Genomic DNA, 19,464 nt, shown 5'->3' with positions numbered 1-19,464 from the left:
CTAATAGTTAGTGCATTCAGCGTGTTATACACGTATTCCGCCTCCTATTCCTTTCTCATAACTTCAAGATGTAGCGGGAATTCACCGCTTACGCCAACTCCTATCTTCAATAAAATGCATAAACTGTATCCACAGGTTTACCGATTATTAAGCCCGTCCATCACTGTTAATCTCTTATTGGCAAGTTAACCACAACTAAAAAATGAATTAACAATTAAAGCAATCAGAGGAAACTATCATGGCGTATAACGGCTATACCACTTTTACCGCAAAGCAAGACGGTGCAATACTTACCGTCACTTTCGATTTCGGCCCCGTTAATGTTCAGGGCCAAGAAATGCTAGAAGACCTAATGGGTCTTGCTATGCGCCTAGAGCGCGATCGCACCGTCAAGGTTGTAGTGTTCCAATCAGCTAATCCGGAAATTTGGGTTTGTCACTATGACACTAACCTTCTAAAAGATATGTCAACCGAAGCGGTAGCTCGCAGCGATGTGAAATTGCTCGACCTTCAAGTGGCATTAGAGCGTATTAGTAAATTGCCACAGGCCACAATCGCGAAATTAGAAGGGTTTGCCCGAGGTGGTGGTCATGAATTTGCTCTAGCTTGCGATATGCGTTTCGCCGCTCGCGGCAAATACAAGTTAATGCAGATGGAAGTAGGCATGGGAATACTGCCTTGTGGTGGTGGCGCATCTCGGATGGCTCGTCAAACAGGCCTTGGCCGAGCTCTAGAAATAATTTTAAGTGCCCGTGATTTTAGCGCCGATGAAGCCGAAGCTTACGGCACCATTAATAAAGCGCTGGAGCCTGATGAAATAGGCCCATATGTAGATGCCCTTGCCAAACGCATTGCGCTGTTTCCCGCAGAATCGATTAATGCCTGCAAACAAGCTGTATATGAATCTATCGATAAACCTATAGATGAAGCGTTACGTGCAGAAGCTTACTGGCTATATCAAGCAACCAGTAAAACCCCTGCCGTTAAACGATTTAACGAAGCAGACATTAAAGGAATGGAATACGATATGGAAAATCAACGTAATTGGAATGATCTCGTTGTTGCCGTACAAGATATTAACTAATACTACTTGAAACATTTTAGTGAACAAAAAATTTAGGAGCATATTATGTTAGGTGAAAACCACTCGTTACAATCTGACTTTCCAGAATACAAAGCCGTTATTGAAAAACTTGTAGAAAGCGACAGTACGTTTGCCAGCGAGACTAAACAATACAACGCGTTAGATGAAGAAATCCGTAAGCTTGAGCTAAAAGGCGGTCCAACCAGCGACGAAACGCTACACCAAATGAAGCATGACCGCGCAGTACTCAAAGATACGCTGTACAGCAAGTTACAAGCGGCAATGTAAATAATAAGCAGATTTAATAGGTAAATTCATACGCCCCCTGTTGCACGTATTACTAAGTACCACAGGGGGTATGAATCCTCGTTCTACACTAAGCGGACTTTCCGTAAGCGCGCGTAAAGGTATCGACAATAAACGTGACCCACTGCTCTTTTTGTGCCTTTGTAGGCATATCATCTGGGTGAGTTAAATAATAGAGTTGTAACTCACTTCTCACTGAACCAATAAATATTCTTGCCGCTTCTTCACTCGTTAACGACCCGAGCTCAAGATCCCCTGCTTCATTCGCTGAACCCATAATATTTGCGACAACCTTAATGCTCGCCCGCGGGCCAGATTCATAGAAAATCTTACCTAAATTCGGAAAACGCTCTACCTCTGCAATTACCATACGCGCTAATGCTGCCCCTGATTTAGATAGAACAACATTCAAGTACACGTTAGCCACCTCGTGTAACACGTCGCGTAACTGTCCGGGTTTATATCGAATGGTACGCATACTAGTCGAGGTGGAAAAGCATTCGGTCTGTACAACCGCACTGAAAAGGGTTTCTTTGTTGGCAAAATGCGCGTAAACCGTAGACTTAGATACTCCCGCTTCTCGCTGAATCATGTCAGTTGTAGCATTAGAAAATCCATGGGCTAAAAATACCTTTCTTGCCGCTTGTAAAACCGTGAGGGCCTTTGCCCCTAGTGTCTTACCAAGCGCTTGTGCTACGTTTTCTTGTTCATTTGCTATCGTCATTGTGCACTACCCAACCCTAAACGTTATTGACAAATCTTCAATTCAACTTTATAGTACCGAACTGAGCGGTACAGTTCAATATTATTCTCTTCCCAAGAATTTATCTGAGAATTAATAACACTAGGTTTAAAAGACCACGAATTACCTGAAAATCGATTCACTATTAACTAGTGAGTCGATTTTCTTACGACCTCAAACTGTACCGATAAGTTCGGTTCGATTTTATGATTTGTAATAACCAAGAGATTCTATTGTTATGCGCACCCACTACTTCAAAACAGCCCCTAGGATTAAAAGTCTGACTCTTTCTGTAGGCATTGCGCTTCTTGCTGGTTGCACAGTAGGTCCAAACTTTACTATTCCTGAAGAAGCTTATTCAATAACGGATATAGAGAATAATAGAGACTACGTTCAGCAATATAATGTCTCTAATACCATGATTTCCTCTTCATGGTGGTCGCAATTTAATGACCCTATTCTGACTGAACTTGTCGAGCGAGCTGAACACGCCAATCTGGATTTACAACTTACCGCGAGTCGCATTGAGCAAAGCCGAGCACGCTTAGGAATAACCAAGGCCAATAAACTCCCCCAAGTATCTTTTTTTGGTGATTACACCCGTGAAGATATTAGTGACAATAGTAAATTTGCAGCGCTTGGCGCTAAAGACAGTGGAAACAACTACTGGCAAACAGGCTTCGATGCAAGCTGGGAAATCGACTTGTGGGGTCATATCAAGCGTGCCGAAGAAGGTGCTATGGCTGAGTTAGAGGCAACACTTCTAGACCGAGAAGCCTTTAAGGTTAGCTTGATGGCCGAAGTTGCCCACCAATATCTACAACTTAGAGGTACGCAAAGCCAATTACAGATCGTGCAACACAATAAAGCTATTGCAGCGCATAAACTAAAACTGGTTGGTAACCAAGCTAACAATGGTTTTGCTACGCGCTATGATATGTCGATGGCAGAGGCTCAGCTAGCCACGGTGGAAGCGCAAATGAACAGTATTGCTATCTTGCTTGGCGAATCGCCGCACGCACTCGATGCACTGCTTATTATGCCATGCCCCAACCTTCGCTACCTAATACCATTCCCATTGGCATACCCAGTGAGTTAGCGCAACAACGCCCTGATGTGCTCTCTGCCCAAGCTAAGCTTCATAAGGCCACTGCTGATATTGGGGTAGCACAAGCTAACTTCTATCCGCGCATTACCTTAGTTGGCCGCACGGGGTTCGAGTCATTTGAAAGTGGCGACTTAGCCACATGGGATGCCAGTTTTTTAGTGTGGGCCCTGCCATTTACTTGCCTATTTTTCAGGGTGGGAAGCTCGAACAACGCTTAAAGCTAACTGAGGAAGCGCAAAAAAGTGCGGCTATCGCCTACCGAAAAACCGTATTAAATGCGTGGCACGAAGTAGACAATGCCCTCGATGGATTAGCGTCAATGCGAAGCCATCATGACGCCCTTGAAAAAGCCTATCATGGCTATCAACAGGCGCTTCACTTTGCAGAACGCCGTTTTGAACAAGGTGCGGGAAACTATCTTGATGTACTAACCGCACAGCGCAATTTACTCGATAGCCAACTTGCACTTAGTGAAAGTGTGACCAGCACAAGCTTAAGCTTGGTGTCTTTATATAAATCGTTGGGCGGTGGCTGGAACGCAGTAGAGGTGAGCGATGAGTAAACCAGCTTTACCACCCACCAAAATTCTCGCAGCGTTACTGGGTATATTTATCAGTGCGATGATGGCTGGTCTTAACAACAGAGTTGGCACCTTGGGGCTAGTGGATGTGCGTGGCGCGCTCGGCTTTGGTGTAGATGGTAGCTCATGGATAACTACCAGCTATTTAGCCGGGGAAATACTCATTACCCCCTTTGCGACATGGTTTGCCATTACCTTTTCGGTTCGTCGTTTTCACACCTACATGGTGTTAATTATCGCATCGATTGCGCTTACCTTGCCCTTCGTCAATGACTTATCACTGGTTATCGCGCTCAGGTTCGTTCAAGGCGTAGCCAGTGGGGCTCTTGTTCCACTATTGATGATGATGGCGTTAAAAGCATTGCCGCTGCATATACGTTTGCATGGGCTAGCGCTATACGCCATGACAGCGACATTTTCGCCTAATATTGCTATTTGGTTAACCGGACAATGGACTGATGAGGTAAACAATTGGCGCCTTATATATTGGCAAGTTATCCCGCTGTGTTTTGTGGCTATTGCGTTGGTACGTTGGGGGGCTCCGAAGGAAGCTACCAAGTATGGGCGATTTAAAGAAGGGAATTGGCTAGGCATGGGCTTAGGTGTAATTGGCATGGCGCTGCTAACTATCGCTCTTACACAAGGGGAACGTTTAGACTGGTTCAATTCCACCTTAATCACCCTAGCATTAATAAATGGGGGCGCATTGCTCACTCTTTATCTTATTACCGAGTGGTACCACCCTACTCCTTTTATAAGTTTGCGACTACTCGGACGCAGAAATTTAGGATTAGGATCGCTCATCTTTACCCTATTATTAATTGTGTTCATGTCAGCGACGGTACTACCCATGAACTTTTTAACTGCAGTACAAGATTATCGAGTACTCCAATCGTCTCAACTTGCACTGATCATCGCCCTGCCTCAGCTAGTGTTGGGTTCTGTGGTAGCCATACTGCTATATAAAAAGTGGGTTGATGCGCGTGTTGTGTTCGCAATAGGTTTATTAACTATTGGTATCGCGTGTTTCATAGGTGCCGGTATTACCAGCAGCTGGAACCGTGATCAATTTTTAGTAACGCAAATTTTGCAAGCCATTGGGCAACCTATGGCGGTGGTGTCTATGCTGTTTCTGATGACAAGCGTGGTTCAACCACACGAAGGCCCTTACTTCTCAGGTATTATCAATACGTTGCGGGTATTAGGAACATTGTTAGGCGGCGCATTAGTAGGCCACCTTTTGACGCAGCGCGGCAGTTTGCATACAGATACGCTTATCGGGCACGCGTCAACATCAAGTTCATATTTACCCATACTGAACCCTGCAGAGTTGTCACACATTTTCGCTCAGCAATCGCTTACGCTATCAATAGCCGATATTTACCGTCTATTTGGTGTGCTTGCATGCCTGCTGATCCCCATAGTGCTCAGTATGACTCACGTGCCAGCGCCCAGCTCACCTGTAACCAATTAATCATTTTTAGCAAGGATAACAAATTATGGCATTACCCCGCCCTATCAAATTGACTATCGCTAGCGTACTTGTCGTCTTAGCAGTAGGCACTGTAGTTTATTTAAATGAACCAGAATCTAACAGCACCTTCCAAACCACAAACGACGCTTATATAGAAGCCGACTTCAGTTCGGTGGGTGCAAAGTTATCAGGGACGGTTAAAGCCGTTTTAGTCGAGGAAAATCAGCAGGTCAAACAAGGTGACCTAATGGTTTTAATTGAAGATGATGATGTTAAGCTAGCCGTTGCCGCTAGCAAAGCGAAAGCCCATAGTGCTAATGCGAACCTCGCGAGTATTAAAGCGAAATTATCTCAACAACACACAAAGATTGAACAAGCAGAGGCAACATATGAAGCGAGTAAAGCCGCGCTGGCCTTAGCAAAAGCGAATCAAACTCGTTTCAGCAACCTCGCTCAAGATGGTTCAGGTAGTAAGCAAGCACTACAACAAGCGGATGCTCAACTTACTATTGCTCAGGCTAACGTAGCGAAAAGTAAAGCAGAATTAACCTTTACACAGCAGCAAACCCAGGTACTTGAAGCAAGTTTGGACGCGGCCCGAGCAGCGCTTGAACTCGCCGAAGCAGATCTTGACACTCAAACGCTTAAACTGTCCTACACAAAGGTTTATGCCCCTATAGACGGTATCATTGGGAAGAAACTAGCGCGGGTTGGTGAGTTCATAAATACAGGGGAACCTTTGATGGTAGTCGTCCCTAGTAATACTTTATATATCACGGCAAACTACCGAGAAACGCAATTGGCACATATTAAAGCGGGCCAAACTGTAAACGTTGAAGTCGATGCCTTACCGGGTATCACCCTAAAGGGTAAGGTAGCCAGTTTAGGACCAGCAAGTAATGTCAGTTACTCTGCAGTTGCCCCACACAATGCGACAGGGAATTTCACAAAGATTGTTCAGCGCCTCCCCATACGCATTGGTTTAGACGGGGCACAAGAACATATTGAAGATTTACGGGTGGGCATGTCGGTAGTGCCAACCATAGAAACTAGCGTTGGCAAATAACGAGAGTTTTACTATTTCATAGTCACTTTTCCGCCAATTATTTTATAAGCAGGAGCGCCCCGCACGAGAGTTTCTCGAGCAAAGGGCTGCTCACAGCCCGGGCATTGGCAAGGTGTGGTGGTATAGTTTTCAACAATACGCTCCTTAAAACACTTTACTAATGCTCCTTTACCACCTTTACGGTATTTAAAAATTGGGGTTTTACATTTCGCGCAGGCTATTTGCACTGTTCGAACTGGCCCCTTTTTGTTTGGTTTAGCCATATCTGCCCATTTTATGAATCAACTCGTTCCTGGCGATGCTAAATTTAAACAACTGTGGCAACAACAATTATCCTTTCCACATGCGCTAATTATTGATAATACACCAATCCATAAACTTCTTGGACACACGCTTAGCTTGTCATTAATGGAAGTTCCCGAAAACTTCACCTATTATGGTATTAAGGCTCATATCTCCATAATAACACTCAGGTAATTATGTGAGGTATTCGGTTTTAGGTATTTATTCTGGGTATGCCGTAGTGGAAGTCTGCATCTTTGTTTATTTTTTAAAGGTAAAAGGTAAAAGTAGGCACATTAACGTTCAGTATGGAGGATTTAACATTTTGCATAAACTTTCACTGCTAATATACTGAACTTATACTATTCTAAGTTCGAAGAATTAATACGTAATTATCGCGCCTAGCAGGATACAAGCTGGATTCGACGACACAGACGCAACGGCGCTATCGACTAACGCCTTACGATAGAGCAATCGCCCCCCTGCAATAGCAGTATCTTTAGATTTAGTATTTTAAGGAATAATGAAAATGAAAGCGAAAGCGGTCCTATTACTTAGTTTAATGTGTGCACTTCCTGTAAGTGCAGCAAACGTAATTATCGTTAGTGCAAAAAATAATTCGGGTATTGACGCCGATGCGGTGAAAAGAATCTACCTTGGCAAAATGAAAGCATTTCCTGACGGTAGCAAAGCACTTCCTTTGACATTTGAGCAAGGTAATGATGTTCGTGGTGCCTTCAACACGGGCGTATTAGGAAAGTCAGAAAGCCAATATTCTGCATTTTGGTCTAAATTAGTTTTTACTGGCCAAGGAACGCCTCCTGAAGAGGTATCTACACAAGAAGAAATGCTGCAACTTGTTGCTGATAACCCAAACACTATTGGCTTTGTGGATGAGAGTTTAGCGAATGACTCTGTCACCGTAGTCGGTAGCTTCTAACTAGATAAAATTTTGCAACAAGAGCGCTTTTAATCATATTGAAAGCGCTTTTTTATTTGCCATTAAGTATCAAGTAAACCCTACGCCCCACAGCAAAATTCACCTATTCCTCTCGCGTTTACTGCCCCCCTTTTTTCTTCGGGCTAGCGCAAGATTCTCTTTGCGTTACTGAACAAGAAATCATAATTTTTTGTGAATGCCTGTCTTTATCTTCTATTAATTCAAGAAGAAGCTGGGCAGCTTCCTTTCCGATAATGTAAGGCTCTTGCTTTACTACCGTAACCGGTACTTTAAAAAACTCCGTCATGGGAATATCATCAAAACCTAACAAAGAAACATCGTCAGGCACACTTACCCCTTCTTGGTTTAAGTGCGCTAAAAGTTCGGTAGTAATAGCGAGATGCTGAGTAAAAAACGCCGTAGGCGCAGCATCTGATTGAAGAATTGCCTTTGGCGAGTGTTCAAACCCTGTTTCTCGTTGCCAGTACTGCACTAACGCTTCATTGTATTGAATACCATGCTTTTCGAGTGCATCGGTGTAACCTAAATAACGCTCATTCCTCGATTTAACGTTCTGGTATTCCTGCGTCACAAAGCAAATTCGCTCATGCCCTAATTTGATTAAATAGTCTGTGGCATCAAAAGCGGCTTTGCGGTAATCAGATAAAACAAGGTTCTTCTCGCTACCGTCATGTTCTAATTGCACGTGAACTATAGGCAAACCCTTATGAATATACTCTTCAATAAGGCCATTGTTTTTACCTGATGAGGCGATAATTATTCCGTCAACTTGCAACTGAAATAACGCCTCTAACGATTTGGCTTCTACCTCGGGATCAAAATCCGTGTTGTAGATAAGTGCGTTATAATTCGCTTTTTTACAGAAGTCGTCCACACCGCGAATGGTTCGGCTGGTATCAAAACCGGTAATATCCCGAACAATCACCCCTATTGTCTTGGTCTTGGTAGTTTTTAAGCCTTGAGCAAAGCGGTTAGGCGTATAATTTAATTCTTTAATAGCCGCCCGAACTCGAAGCTCGGTTTCCTTCGACATATAGTCGAAACGCCCATTAATGTACTGAGATACTGTACTGTTCGACACTTTGGCTAAGCGCGCCACATCCGCCAATTTCACTTTTTGCATAGCTTCTGCGAAAAACCTGTAGCTTATCGCACCATTGTTAACAACTTGTTGACATTATGCGTTCGTATGCTAGCTTTAGTCAACTAAAACGTTTTACTAAAACGTTTTATTCTTTCATTTAAAGCAGAGGGAAGACTGGTGAAGATTGAAGAAATTAAGGTATTTGTATGCAGCCCGGGACGCAATTTCGTTACCGTAAAAGTCATGACAGATAGCGGTATTTACGGTATAGGCGATGCAACGTTAAATGGCAGAGAAATGGCGGTAGTCACCTGCCTTGAAGAGCATATTGCACCATGTTTAATTGGCCGCGATGCACATGACATAGAGGATATTTGGCAATATCTTTATAAAGGCGTTTATTGGCGTAAAGGCCCCATAAATATGGCCGCCATTGCGGCAATTGATATGGCACTGTGGGATATAAAAGGCAAAGCCGCTAATATGCCCGTTTATCAATTACTGGGTGGAAAAAGCCGTACGGCAGTTACCTTGTATGCACACGCTAGTGGCGACACTATTGAAGACACTATTGATAAAGCGCAAGCGCATATTGATGCGGGATTTAAAGCCGTACGTTTGCAAGCCGCAGTTCCTGGATTAGAGGTGACCTACGGCGTGCTTGGTGATAAGAAAGATTACTTTGAATTACAAGGCAACCGCCCGCTTCCCCCAGAAGAACCTTGGTCTACACAAAAATACTTTACTATGGTGGAAGACCTTTTCAAGCAAGCTCGTGCTCGCTTAGGCAACAACGTTCATTTACTTCACGATGTGCATAGCCGATTAACGCCTATTGAATCTGCGCGACTGGGTAAACTATTAGAACCTTATAACCTGTTATTTCTTGAAGACGCTTCAGTGGCTGAAAACCAAGAAAACTATAAGGTGATTAGGCATCACACCACTACCCCACTGGCCATTGGTGAAACCTACAACACCATCTGGGAATGCAAAAACCTGATTCAAGATCAGCTTATTGATTATATACGTGCAGCTGCTACCCATGCTGGCGGTATAACCGGTCTGCGTCGTATTGCCGACTTTGCCAATATCTACAACGTGAAAACCGCGCCTCACGGGGCACCAGATTTATCTCCAATATGCTTTGCTGCCCATATGCATTTGAATATTTGGGCGCCTAACTTTGGCATTCAGGAATTTGTTGGGTTTGGAAATGAGCAACTTAACGAAATATTCCCCCATCGCTATGAAGTTAAAAACGGTACGGTTGCCATTTTAGACGCACCCGGTTTGGGCGTAGATTTTGATGAATCTGCAGCGCAAAAATACCCCTACAAACGCTCTTATTTACCCGTGAGCCGTTTAGAAGACGGTACGGTGTGGAACTGGTAATGAGATATTGCGCTGCAACAACAGATACGACAAAGGAAAGAATATGAGTAACCCTATCAAGGTATTAATTCAAGGTACTGGATTTGCAGGCCAAGGACATGCAGAAGCGTTTAGGTATGCAGGTGCAGAGGTAGTTGGCATAGTGGGGAGAACCCCTAGCGTAGTGGAAAGTGTAGCGAAAGAGCTTTCAATTCCTTACTTCAGCACTGACTGGCAACAAGCACTTAAAGACTGCAAGCCAGACATTGTCTCTATTGCCACCCCCGGCGGCGCCCACGAAACGCCCATTATTCAAGCTATTGAATTTGGCTGCCATGTATTCAGTGACAAACCACTTTCTACCACCGGTGATTCAGCTAAAAAGCTGTATGAATTGGCTAAAGAGAAAGGGGTTAAAACTGCGTTTGCTTCAAGCTTTCGCTATATGCCACACGTCATTCATGCCAAACGTTTAGTGGAGCAAGGAATGATTGGTGAGCCACTAGAAGTAGAGTGCATTTCTCATTTCAATTTAGAACGTGACATTCCCTTTGGCTGGTCTCACCGCAAAGAAGACGGTGGCGGGCGCTTAAATAACAACTTTACCCATAAGCTTTCAATTGTAACCTCTATTGTGGGCGAAGAAATATTATCCATTATGGGCGAAGTTCGGGATGATTTGGGTAAAGCCCCTATTGTTGAAGGGGTACATAATTTCAAGAAGCGCCGCGACTTTATACCTAGCGACCTTTCCGACCCAACCCTCAAATGGGGCGACTCGAATGTAGAGTGGTCGTACACCGTACTTGCACAGTTAAGCAGTGAACTCGCAGCAAAGCCTGTCTCTGTGTTGTTCAAACATGGCGGTTTACAACCACGTTTTAACGAAGACCATATTGTTGTTTACGGTAGCAAAGGTGCTATCTACATTAAAGGTCATTACGCCTGTGGCCCCCTTTATTACTATGACGAAAATAAACAATGGACTGAGCTGCCGCTACCGCAAGACATCATAGACAATACGCCCGAAGGCGAAGGTGACACCGAACGCAATTGGCGCTATTTAATTCGCGAATTAGTGAACGATGTGAAAGGTGAAAATATTTTGCCTTATCAAACCTTTAAAGAAGGCGCGCAATACCAGCAACTCATCGATCTTATTCGTCGAAACGATAATTGGATAGACGTTAGCCAACTGTAATAAAAGGGTGTCCCATGGTGTATGAATATCTGGTTATTGCAGGGTACTTCTGCCTGATCCTCGGGATCGGTTTTGCATTTAAATCGATGGCGAAAAACTCCACCAGCGATTACTTTCGTGGTGGCGGTAGAATGTTATGGTGGATGGTAGGCTCAACGGCTTTTATGGCACAGTTTTCTGCCTGGACCTTTACGGGCGCAGCAGGGAAAGCCTTTAGTGATGGCTTTGCTATAAGCCTAGTATTCTTCGCTAATACCTTTGCTTATTTCTGTGGCTGGCTCTATTTTTCGGCGCGCTTTAGGCAAATGCGTGTGGACACCCCTACTGAAGGTATTAAACGTCGCTTCGGAAGCCAGAATGAGCAATTCTTCTCATGGGCACTGATTGTATTAAGTATGATAAACGCTGGCGTGTGGTTAAACGCGCTTGGTGTTTTCTCTAGCGCCGTATTTGATACTGATATTAGTATTACCATTATTGCCACCGGTCTTACCGTGCTGTTTGTATCGGTATTGTCTGGTGCATGGGGCGTGGTAGCGTCTGATTTTGTACAAACCCTCATTGTGGCAATTATCTCAATAGCCTGCGCCATTGTAGCCCTCGTAAAAGTAGGTGGGCCTGTTGCACTGGTAACCGATTTCCCCGTCGATTTTGTGATGGGCCCCGACATGAACTACGGCCTATTGCTTGTTGGTACCTTTGTTTTCTTTTTGGCAAAGCAACTCATCACCATCATGAACCTAAACGACTCGTTTCGGTTTTTAAACGCAAAAGACACCATAAACGCACGTAAAGCGGCATTGCTGGCCATGGTCTTAATGGGTGTGGGCAGTATTGTATGGTTCATCCCCCCTTGGGCATCGGCCATTCTTTACCCTGATGCAGCTACCGCCTATCCAGAGCTGGGTAACAAAGCGGGCGATGCGGTGTACCTTGTGTTTACCCGAAATGCCATGCCGCTGGGTACCGTAGGTTTATTACTCGCTGGTCTATTTGCTGCCTCGATGTCATCTATGGACTCAGCGCTTAATAAAAATGCGGGAATTTTTGTTCGAAGTTTATACCAGCCGTTATTACTGAAAAAGCAGAAACAAGTTTCGGATAAACATCTGCTGAATGTTAGCCGTTTAGTGAGCTTTATTAGCGGTATTATGGTTATTGCGGTTGCGCTGTTCTTCAAATCATTAAAGGAGCTAAGTTTATTTGAGCTAATGATGAACGTATCTACCATGATTCAAGTTCCCCTGCTTATTCCCTTAATATTTGGCTTGTTTATCAAAAGAACGCCCCAGTGGGCACCGTGGGTTACTGTGGCTATAGGCCTGACGGTTTCTTGGTTAATGATGAATGTATTCACACCTGAGCTTTTTGCTAGCTGGATTGGGCTAGAACAAGCACTTACTCGTCGTGAGTCAATTGACCTTAATCTAATGCTTATTATCGTTGCTCAACTGGTGATTACCGCCGGCTTCTTCTGTGCAACCGCCTTGTTTTACAACCCCGAAAAAGACGCACACAAAGCAGAGACTGAGCGATTTTTTGAAGATGTAGAAACACCGGTGATAGCCGATTTGAGCAAGATGACTACGACCGCCAACAACGCAATAAACTGGGGGTGATGGTTATTATCATGAGCGCAGGCATGCTCGTTATGATGCTTATTCCCAACCCATTGTGGGGACGGCTTATGTTTTTAGGTTGTGCTGTCATTATGCTAGCCATAGGTTTACTGCTTAAACACAGTGCCAAAAAAGAGCCTACTACTGCCACTTCATCGTTGAGTAAAAAACCATGCTTAGAATGACGCTATTTGCTGCATTAAGAAACCAACCTTTCCTGTGTTCATCAAGTCTACAAACATTAGCGCAATGGTTAGGCACGACGCTGGTTTCACTATTGCTTTTAGGTTGCTCAATGAGTCATCAAAGTGGCAAGGTAAGCTTAACTGAAGGAATGGATGAGTCGGCGGGGCCTGTACCTGCCTATATTATTTCAACCCCGACGGCGACTTACTATCTTGAAAAGCACGGTGGCGGGCTATCGAGTATGCTCGATAAAGACGGGGTAGACTGGATTGGTTTTAACAACATCAAAGGCTCTGGCCACAAAGGGGAATACCGTGGCTTTCCAAATGCCATTCATAAGCAAGATGGTAGTTATTTTCATGCTATGAATGCTGGTACCGACAAGGCCAATGGTGAAGTGCTTATTGAACATCAGAACCATGTTCGTATAGCATTTACTTCAGCAAACGGAAAATGGGTAGGCCAATGGGATTTCTACCCTTCCCACTGTGATTTCACAATGACAACAGTAAGCCCCGGTTATCATTATTGGGTGCAATATGAAGGGGTGCCTGGCGGTACTATGGATGACACCGATTTTTGGTTTAATTCTGCTACTGACATACGCCATCCAATAAATGATTCACACAAAGGCGATTTGCCCAGCCCTGAATGGTATGCCTTTGGCGATGAATCATCTCCCCGAATGATTTTCTTGCTAAATCATGATGATGATACCCATCCCGATAATTACGTAAGCCGTCCTCACATGACCGTACTCGGATTTGGTCGCCAAGAAAAAAACAAGTTTTTGAATACACCTAAAACGTTCTCAATAGGTTTTATAGAATCGGTTGAGTATGAAAAAGTATCAAAAGACGTGGCCACTATATTGAATTGAGTGAGGGAGTAAGAGAGAGTAAGAGAGAGTAAGAGAGAGTAAGAGAGAGTAAGAGAGTGAGTGAATGAATAAGAAACGGTTCAAGACCATCGATAACACATTCCGACACTGAAAATAAGTATAGGAAGGCAGCTCAAGGTATTATTACAAGCGCTGGAATTAATCCCCCCTAGCGGGAAAGTGAGCTATTATCAATATATCTCATCATGCCTTTAATCACTAAAAAGAGCTTCCAATTCCTAATTTTGCGTTAACTATAGATAAAGACGCGTTTAATCAAATACGTCGCCGCAGACTCATGCAAATTTGTGGCGTGTCTGCTCTCGGGTTGGTGACTTCCCTTTCTGTGGCTCGAAATATTACCTTTTTTATTATCGCCGCCGGCCTTACCTGCTTAATTGCTGCGTTTGTGTTCGCTTATAAGCAAAAAGTACTTGCCTCGGCTTCTACCCTATTGGTGTCATTATCAACGATGTTGTTCGCGCTAGCGGCAACTGGAGCAGGGTCATTCGACATCGCTATTTTGGGTTACCCTACCCTGATAATTTTCGCTGCTATTTTAGGCGGTGTTGGCTTATTCTTAACGCTGCTTTCTTTCATCACCTTGCAATGTGTTCTTATTGTTGGGTTGTCGCTGCAAGGTGTTATTACCCCCCATATTCCTTCCACTAGCTGGGAACATCTAATTTTCACACTAGTGATATTTATCGTCACAGGTTTTAGTGTTTACATTTTAGTTCGTGATATCAAAGATTTGATGACATCGCTTCAGGGCGAAAATATAAAAGTGGCGCAAAGTCGTACGCAAATTCAGCATTTAGCGCATCACGATAGCCTAACAAACTTACCTAACCGGCTTTACGGTGAAACCCTGTTTAACTTATCGCTTAGAGAGTGTGAAGAAAGTGGACAGTCATTAGCATTACTGTTTATTGATTTAGATAACTTCAAACCAATTAACGATGCTTTAGGCCATGCGGCGGGCGATCAGTTGCTTAAATCACTTACCGAACAGCTCAATGAAATACTTTTACCCAGACAATATCTCATCCGCTTCGGTGGTGATGAATTTTTGGTTATTGCCCCGTTCAACCCTCAAAGCGATGAGTTGACGTCCCTCGCCAATTCTTTGATTGGGCAATGCGCGTCTGTTTTCGATATATTTCAAAATCAAGTCACGGTTTCGGCCTCTTTAGGTACAGCTAGCGCGCCAAAAGATGGTACTGATTTTAAACAGCTATGCCGTAAAGCTGACATCGCCATGTACAAAGCGAAACAAGATGGTCGCAATACTTACCATCATTATGATGAGAGCTTAGACAAAGCCAGCGAAAACAAGTTTAAGATGCTTCAGCTTCTGCGCCCAGCGCTAAGCGAACAACAATTCGAGCTTCACTACCAGCCTATCGTAGAATTAAAAAGTGGCAACATTAACACCTTAGAAGCGCTATTACGTTGGCCTCAACCTGATGGCAGTATGATCCCGCCAGACTTATTCATCCCCTTAGCAGAAAGTAGCGGCTTAATTAATGAACTAGGTAGCTGGGTAGTACGCCAAGCAACCCAATTTTGTGCCCAATTGCGCCAGCAGGGACATTCTGACATACGTATTGCGGTGAATTTATCGGTGATGCAATTTAAAGACGGTCAGCTTCAACGCACCATAGAAAGTGCATTGTACGAAGCCGGCTTACCTCCAGAAGCACTAGAACTAGAGTTAACCGAATCGTTGTTGATTGATGAAACCGAGCAAATACAAAAGCAACTTGCCTCACTAAGCAAGCTTGGTATTACTATTGCCATCGACGACTTTGGTACTGGTTATTCTAATTTAGGTTATCTTCGAAACTTTAACGCCTCAAAACTTAAAGTAGATAGGTCTTTTATTAGCCCGTTATGTTTCTCTGAGCACGATGAGTCTCTGGTAGGCGCAATTATCAATATGGCAGCCAGTTTAGGTTTAAAGACGGTTGCGGAAGGGATTGAAGATGACGAAACCTTGCAAAAGCTACTCTCACTTGGCTGCGACATTGGGCAAGGCTATTACTGGTCTAAACCATTGCCCGAAAACGCGTTAATAGAATATTTGTTAAACCGTAACACTTTATCTGGCGGCTTTTAGCAAGTGCCCGCCTTTAACCGAATTCTGTTACGGAACCTGTGAGTTCAGCACTCTTATTAAAGCGCTACACGCGTTAATTAAAAAGCTGCTTGATCCAATTAACAGATAAATTCAGCACTTCTTTCTTTTTGCTCTTTTCCGGCTCATAAACGTTGAATATATGGTCAGCGCCACCTAGATAATAGGCATCTTCACTAACCGCATTACTTGCCTCAAAAATGACTTTCTCATGGGCAGGTAAATAATCGTTAGCGCCTCTTATCGCTAACATCTTTCCTTCAAAGTCACCCAAGTTGCGAATAGGGTTGTAACCTAACATTCCCACTACGTGCTCACGGGTCAGGGTCAAATCAACCCAGCTTTTTATCGTGCTTTGCCCCTCTTCTAGCGCTTGTCTTACTTCCTTGAAGTTTTGCGTATTCGTAACGACTTCATTCGGGTTTAGTGCTGTAGACCACAGCACTAAACCTTCAAATGCTTTAGGGTGCGTGCTGACTAATTCCATAGCCGTCGCGCCACCTAAACTAAACCCGACCACTACCAGCCTTGTACTAGGATATTGCGCTTGCAAATAATCTAACCCGGCCTGAGCATCTTCTACGCGACTTTTAAAGGTACTCGATAATGTATAGTTACTTGCTTCACGCTCAGCTTCACCTCGAACATCAAACCTAACAGAGGCAATGCAATGCGTACTTAACTGATGGGCCAAATCTTTATATAAATCGCCTACTTCGTCTTTTTGCCCTGCCCAACCGTGAATTAACAGTACTGCGCCTTTTACATTAGCATTTGAATCGTTTTTAGCGGTGCAACTAGGCTTTTCTAGCACCCCTTTGGCACCCGAACTCAAGTTTATCTTTTGGCTTAAGTTTACGTTTTGGCTTGAGGCTGCAGAACTGCTTAGGCTTTGATTATTCTCAGCTACCTCTGTTTTCGCATCAGCCGCAGCGCTTAATAGCAATGCGCTCGATAACACGGTCCGTACTAGCACCGAACGTAATGGCACCGACCGTAATAGCACTACATTTAATAGACAAGACCAAAGGCCTAACCTTGCACTACCCCTAACTTTCACGCGGTGTGATTTAACGCTTTGCTGTTGAGCCATTATTATCCTTATTACTGCTGCTTATTATTATCTGGCTTAGCGATTATGTCCTACGCTAGTGCCCAACGCTTGCGTCCAACGCTTGGGCCCAATGCTTGGACCTAGCGCTATTGATTAGTCTCAAAGCCTGTTAATACAAACTTTTGCACTCGTCGACCGGTACTGACTTCCGAGGTGTACAGGTTACCCTCGCTGTCAGCTACCACACTATGCAGCCAAGTAAACTGACCTGGGTAGCGACCAGGACGGCCAAAACTGCCCAATACTTGATAGTTCTCGTGTAATAAAATCCAAATGCGGCCATTCATCATATCGGCCACGTACATGTATTTATTATCGGGCGAAAACGCGATATCAGAAGCTGTCCCTAAGCCGCCGGTTTCGCCAGCGACTATCACGTCTTGCACGAAATTAACCGTACCGCTCTCATCAGCTTTGAATACTTGAATTCGATTATTCCGTCTGTCGCACACATATATTCTGCCGTCAGTTGCTTGGGTAACACAATGCACAATATCACCAAAATTTTGCGCTTGTGTACTAGTAGCTCCGGCATTCGCTGTGGCTTGAGAAACATCGAATGCGCCTTCTCGCGTGCCGCCGCCAGGTGCAGTGCCGTATGCCCCCCATAATTGGTCAAACTCGTTGGCATCTGTGTTAAACGCTGTCACGCGCTTATTAATGTATCCGTCGGCAATAAAAACTTTATTGGTTTGGGTGTTATGAAAAATATCGGCAGGATTGCCTAACGTTGATTTACTTAAGTTACCATCGGTCTTTCCGCGGGTACCAAACTGGCGAATGAATTCGCCTTTTTCAGTAAAGTTAAGCACTACGTGGTCACCATCACCATTTCCACCTAACCATACCGTGTTCTCATCATCCACATATAATCCATGGACAGTTGCTGGCCACTGGTTTTCGCCGTTTATTGAAGGTGAGGTTTCAGGTCCGCCCCACGCATTTAATAAGTCACCTTGTGGGGAAAATTGTAAAACATGAGGAGCTGCTTCACAGCATAGCCCCATATTGTTGGTAAGCCCCACATCGAGTTTACTTAGTGAATTTGGGCGGTGTAGCAACCATACGTTATCGTTTTTATCTACAGACAACCCTGGTACTTGGCCAATTATCATCGTTTTCGGCATTGTAGGCCAGCTAGCATCCACATTAAATTGAGGTACTGGGTGGGTAACATTTGCTTCAGGGTAACGCTCAACGTTTACCAAACTGGATGGTGGTAATTCCTGATGAAATTGACTATTCGTTAAGGCTTGTTTTTTAACGCTAGTTTGGCCCTTGGTGTCTTCAGCACTGGCGGCACTTGCGGCACTTGCGGCACTCACCGAGAAAGAAACAACGACGCTGCTAATGCACAAGCCAGTTATCTTCATAAAAGATTTAGCGCGCGGTAAAGAGATACTAAGCATTGTGTTAACCCTTAAGAGTATTGAACGAGCAATATTTAATTTGGTGTATTGATAAACTTGTCTAACTAGCGCTCTAGCACAAGCTCGCTAGTTACAAGCACTCTGATAATAAACGTTTAAATCATAAGCCAACTGATCATTAAACACACTAACAAGTACGTCATGTTCGTTAAAGTGTCGTTAATTTCCGGCCAGTGATAGCAATTTTTTTGCGGCATCCCACTGTGCTGGTGTATTCACATTAGTCAGTCGCGAATTATTTTTAGGTGTTACTTCAATTGCACCAAAATTTGTACACATTGTATTAACTGAGCGTTGGGGAACTTTGCCTTTAACCACATCATCAAGGTACTGACGAACCTCTGTAGTCAACGGCAAATACAAGGGTAAATAGTGGTGAGAAAAATACGCGGGTCGTTTCGCACTGGTGCCTTCGTTAACAAGCTGCTCTAAATCTTCTGTGCGCAATAAAGGCAAATCGACGGGCGTGATAATCAATGCATCAGCTTTGCTTTGAATAGCAACAGAATATATTCCGCCCAGAGGCCCAATATCGGCGACTACATCATTGAACACCTCAAATTTATGAGCACAATTATAAGCGGAATTATGAGCGTAGCGATTAGCATCATTAGGCTGAAAACTAGCGCTGCTGGCTTCATTTCGACTAATCAATAAACGTTTAACAGGTAATGAAGAAACTAAATCCGCTGTGTAAGTAAGCATATCGCGCTCATCTCGTTTCAAAAGCGCCTTGTCTTCGCCCATTCGACTTGAAAGCCCACCTGCTAGTACTACACCATCGATGATCATATCACTCCCTTTCCTTTTACTACTCTAACCACAACCTCGAC

The 19,464-nt window shown here is 44.0% G+C and carries 18 protein-coding genes and 1 pseudogene; 13 read left to right on the top strand and 6 right to left on the bottom strand.

Going from position 1 to position 19,464, the window contains the following annotated elements:
• Positions 1-238 precede the first annotated feature (238 nt).
• Together AMBT_RS05605 and AMBT_RS05600 are read left to right on the top strand one after the other, a co-directional pair.
• Positions 239-1,084 carry an enoyl-CoA hydratase/isomerase family protein gene (locus AMBT_RS05605; protein ID WP_013783618.1) on the top strand — a complete coding sequence of 282 codons (846 nt, stop codon included), beginning with the start codon at positions 239-241 and terminating at the stop codon, positions 1,082-1,084.
• Positions 1,085-1,129: 45 nt separating this feature from the next.
• The gene (locus AMBT_RS05600; RefSeq protein WP_013783617.1) at positions 1,130-1,372 is read left to right on the top strand and encodes an HP1242/YdcH family protein; all 243 of its coding nucleotides are present in this window, start codon (positions 1,130-1,132) and stop codon (positions 1,370-1,372) included.
• A gap of 88 nt (positions 1,373-1,460) precedes the next feature.
• Here the strand turns inward: AMBT_RS05600 and AMBT_RS05595 are convergent, their stop codons facing one another.
• On the bottom strand, positions 1,461-2,114 hold the full coding sequence (locus AMBT_RS05595) for a TetR/AcrR family transcriptional regulator (protein ID WP_013783616.1): 654 nt from the start codon (positions 2,112-2,114) through the stop codon (positions 1,461-1,463).
• Positions 2,115-2,370: 256 nt separating this feature from the next.
• Between AMBT_RS05595 and AMBT_RS22865 the strand changes: the two genes are divergently transcribed.
• Genes AMBT_RS22865 through AMBT_RS05580 form a run of 5 tightly spaced genes read left to right on the top strand, consistent with a single transcriptional unit; the run spans position 2,371 to position 6,360 of the window.
• Complete coding sequence (locus AMBT_RS22865; RefSeq protein WP_232363191.1) at positions 2,371-3,231, top strand: TolC family protein; 861 nt, start codon at positions 2,371-2,373, stop codon at positions 3,229-3,231.
• A complete protein-coding gene (locus tag AMBT_RS23045; RefSeq protein ID WP_250636034.1) occupies positions 3,177-3,458 on the top strand; it encodes a TolC family protein in 282 nt (93 codons plus the stop codon). Before AMBT_RS22865 ends, AMBT_RS23045 begins: the two co-directional genes overlap by 55 nt.
• Positions 3,419-3,802, top strand: a complete 384-nt coding sequence (locus AMBT_RS23040) for a TolC family protein (RefSeq protein ID WP_250636033.1) — start codon at positions 3,419-3,421, stop codon at positions 3,800-3,802. The genes AMBT_RS23045 and AMBT_RS23040 overlap by 40 nt, the downstream gene beginning before the upstream one ends.
• Positions 3,795-5,294 carry an MFS transporter gene (locus tag AMBT_RS05585; RefSeq protein ID WP_013783615.1) on the top strand — a complete coding sequence of 500 codons (1,500 nt, stop codon included), beginning with the start codon at positions 3,795-3,797 and terminating at the stop codon, positions 5,292-5,294. The genes AMBT_RS23040 and AMBT_RS05585 overlap by 8 nt, the downstream gene beginning before the upstream one ends.
• Positions 5,295-5,319: 25 nt before the next feature.
• Entirely contained in the window at positions 5,320-6,360 is a 1,041-nt protein-coding gene (locus tag AMBT_RS05580) for an HlyD family secretion protein (protein WP_013783614.1), read from the top strand.
• Between the two features lie 11 nt (positions 6,361-6,371).
• On the opposite strand, the gene AMBT_RS22855 is transcribed toward AMBT_RS05580, so the two are convergent.
• Complete coding sequence (locus AMBT_RS22855; protein ID WP_013783613.1) at positions 6,372-6,623, bottom strand: hypothetical protein; 252 nt, start codon at positions 6,621-6,623, stop codon at positions 6,372-6,374.
• Positions 6,624-7,204: 581 nt separating this feature from the next.
• Here AMBT_RS22855 and AMBT_RS05570 point away from each other — a divergent pair.
• On the top strand, positions 7,205-7,582 hold the full coding sequence (locus tag AMBT_RS05570) for a type 2 periplasmic-binding domain-containing protein (RefSeq protein ID WP_126873033.1): 378 nt from the start codon (positions 7,205-7,207) through the stop codon (positions 7,580-7,582).
• A gap of 118 nt (positions 7,583-7,700) precedes the next feature.
• On the opposite strand, the gene AMBT_RS05565 is transcribed toward AMBT_RS05570, so the two are convergent.
• Positions 7,701-8,726, bottom strand: coding sequence for a LacI family DNA-binding transcriptional regulator (locus tag AMBT_RS05565; RefSeq protein ID WP_013783611.1), 1,026 nt, complete (start codon positions 8,724-8,726; stop codon positions 7,701-7,703).
• A 138-nt stretch (positions 8,727-8,864) separates the two neighbouring features.
• Here AMBT_RS05565 and manD point away from each other — a divergent pair, with 138 nt between their 5' ends.
• The 5 genes and pseudogenes from manD (at position 8,865) to AMBT_RS05540 (ending at position 16,069) form a co-directional block, all read left to right on the top strand.
• Positions 8,865-10,082 carry a D-mannonate dehydratase ManD gene (manD, locus tag AMBT_RS05560; protein ID WP_013783610.1) on the top strand — a complete coding sequence of 406 codons (1,218 nt, stop codon included), beginning with the start codon at positions 8,865-8,867 and terminating at the stop codon, positions 10,080-10,082.
• 43 nt (positions 10,083-10,125) lie between these two features.
• Positions 10,126-11,262, top strand: a complete 1,137-nt coding sequence (locus AMBT_RS05555; RefSeq protein ID WP_013783609.1) for a Gfo/Idh/MocA family protein — start codon at positions 10,126-10,128, stop codon at positions 11,260-11,262.
• Between the two features lie 14 nt (positions 11,263-11,276).
• Positions 11,277-13,066, top strand: a pseudogene (locus AMBT_RS05550) (sodium:solute symporter family transporter).
• Complete coding sequence (locus tag AMBT_RS05545) at positions 13,063-13,947, top strand: hypothetical protein (RefSeq protein ID WP_013783608.1); 885 nt, start codon at positions 13,063-13,065, stop codon at positions 13,945-13,947. Before AMBT_RS05550 ends, AMBT_RS05545 begins: the two are co-directional and overlap by 4 nt.
• A 346-nt stretch (positions 13,948-14,293) precedes the next feature.
• Positions 14,294-16,069, top strand: coding sequence for a putative bifunctional diguanylate cyclase/phosphodiesterase (locus AMBT_RS05540; RefSeq protein WP_013783607.1), 1,776 nt, complete (start codon positions 14,294-14,296; stop codon positions 16,067-16,069).
• 73 nt (positions 16,070-16,142) lie between these two features.
• Here AMBT_RS05540 and AMBT_RS05535 read toward each other — a convergent pair whose 3' ends face one another.
• The 3 genes from AMBT_RS05535 to mobA form a co-directional block, all read right to left on the bottom strand.
• Positions 16,143-17,180 carry an alpha/beta hydrolase gene (locus tag AMBT_RS05535; protein WP_013783606.1) on the bottom strand — a complete coding sequence of 346 codons (1,038 nt, stop codon included), beginning with the start codon at positions 17,178-17,180 and terminating at the stop codon, positions 16,143-16,145.
• Positions 17,181-17,287: 107 nt separating this feature from the next.
• Positions 17,288-18,610: a beta-propeller fold lactonase family protein gene (locus tag AMBT_RS05530; protein ID WP_013783605.1), complete on the bottom strand. Its 1,323-nt coding sequence runs from the start codon at positions 18,608-18,610 to the stop codon at positions 17,288-17,290.
• Between the two features lie 180 nt (positions 18,611-18,790).
• Entirely contained in the window at positions 18,791-19,423 is a 633-nt protein-coding gene (gene mobA / locus AMBT_RS21865; protein ID WP_013783604.1) for a molybdenum cofactor guanylyltransferase, read from the bottom strand.
• Positions 19,424-19,464 lie beyond the last annotated feature (41 nt).

Source organism: Alteromonas naphthalenivorans, from assembly GCF_000213655.1.
GTDB lineage: Bacteria > Pseudomonadota > Gammaproteobacteria > Enterobacterales > Alteromonadaceae > Alteromonas > Alteromonas naphthalenivorans.
Note: the sequence above shows the minus strand (reverse complement) of the source record. Positions and strands in the feature narration are given on the sequence as shown.

Bases quoted from the DNA above. Each gene is read 5' to 3' on its own strand.
- AMBT_RS23045 (WP_250636034.1), top strand. From the start codon at position 3,177: ATGCCCCAACCTTCGCTACCTAATACCATTCCCATTGGCATACCCAGT.
- AMBT_RS05600 (WP_013783617.1), top strand. From the start codon at position 1,130: ATGTTAGGTGAAAACCACTCGTTACAATCTGACTTTCCAGAATACAAA.
- AMBT_RS05605 (WP_013783618.1), top strand. From the start codon at position 239: ATGGCGTATAACGGCTATACCACTTTTACCGCAAAGCAAGACGGTGCA.
- AMBT_RS05570 (WP_126873033.1), top strand. From the start codon at position 7,205: ATGTGTGCACTTCCTGTAAGTGCAGCAAACGTAATTATCGTTAGTGCA.
- AMBT_RS05545 (WP_013783608.1), top strand. From the start codon at position 13,063: ATGACGCTATTTGCTGCATTAAGAAACCAACCTTTCCTGTGTTCATCA.
- AMBT_RS05565 (WP_013783611.1), bottom strand. From the start codon at position 8,726: ATGCAAAAAGTGAAATTGGCGGATGTGGCGCGCTTAGCCAAAGTGTCG.
- AMBT_RS05585 (WP_013783615.1), top strand. From the start codon at position 3,795: ATGAGTAAACCAGCTTTACCACCCACCAAAATTCTCGCAGCGTTACTG.
- AMBT_RS05530 (WP_013783605.1), bottom strand. From the start codon at position 18,610: ATGCTTAGTATCTCTTTACCGCGCGCTAAATCTTTTATGAAGATAACT.
- AMBT_RS05555 (WP_013783609.1), top strand. From the start codon at position 10,126: ATGAGTAACCCTATCAAGGTATTAATTCAAGGTACTGGATTTGCAGGC.
- AMBT_RS05535 (WP_013783606.1), bottom strand. From the start codon at position 17,180: ATGGCTCAACAGCAAAGCGTTAAATCACACCGCGTGAAAGTTAGGGGT.
- AMBT_RS05580 (WP_013783614.1), top strand. From the start codon at position 5,320: ATGGCATTACCCCGCCCTATCAAATTGACTATCGCTAGCGTACTTGTC.
- AMBT_RS22865 (WP_232363191.1), top strand. From the start codon at position 2,371: ATGCGCACCCACTACTTCAAAACAGCCCCTAGGATTAAAAGTCTGACT.
- AMBT_RS22855 (WP_013783613.1), bottom strand. From the start codon at position 6,623: ATGGCTAAACCAAACAAAAAGGGGCCAGTTCGAACAGTGCAAATAGCC.
- AMBT_RS05595 (WP_013783616.1), bottom strand. From the start codon at position 2,114: ATGACGATAGCAAATGAACAAGAAAACGTAGCACAAGCGCTTGGTAAG.
- mobA (WP_013783604.1), bottom strand. From the start codon at position 19,423: ATGATCATCGATGGTGTAGTACTAGCAGGTGGGCTTTCAAGTCGAATG.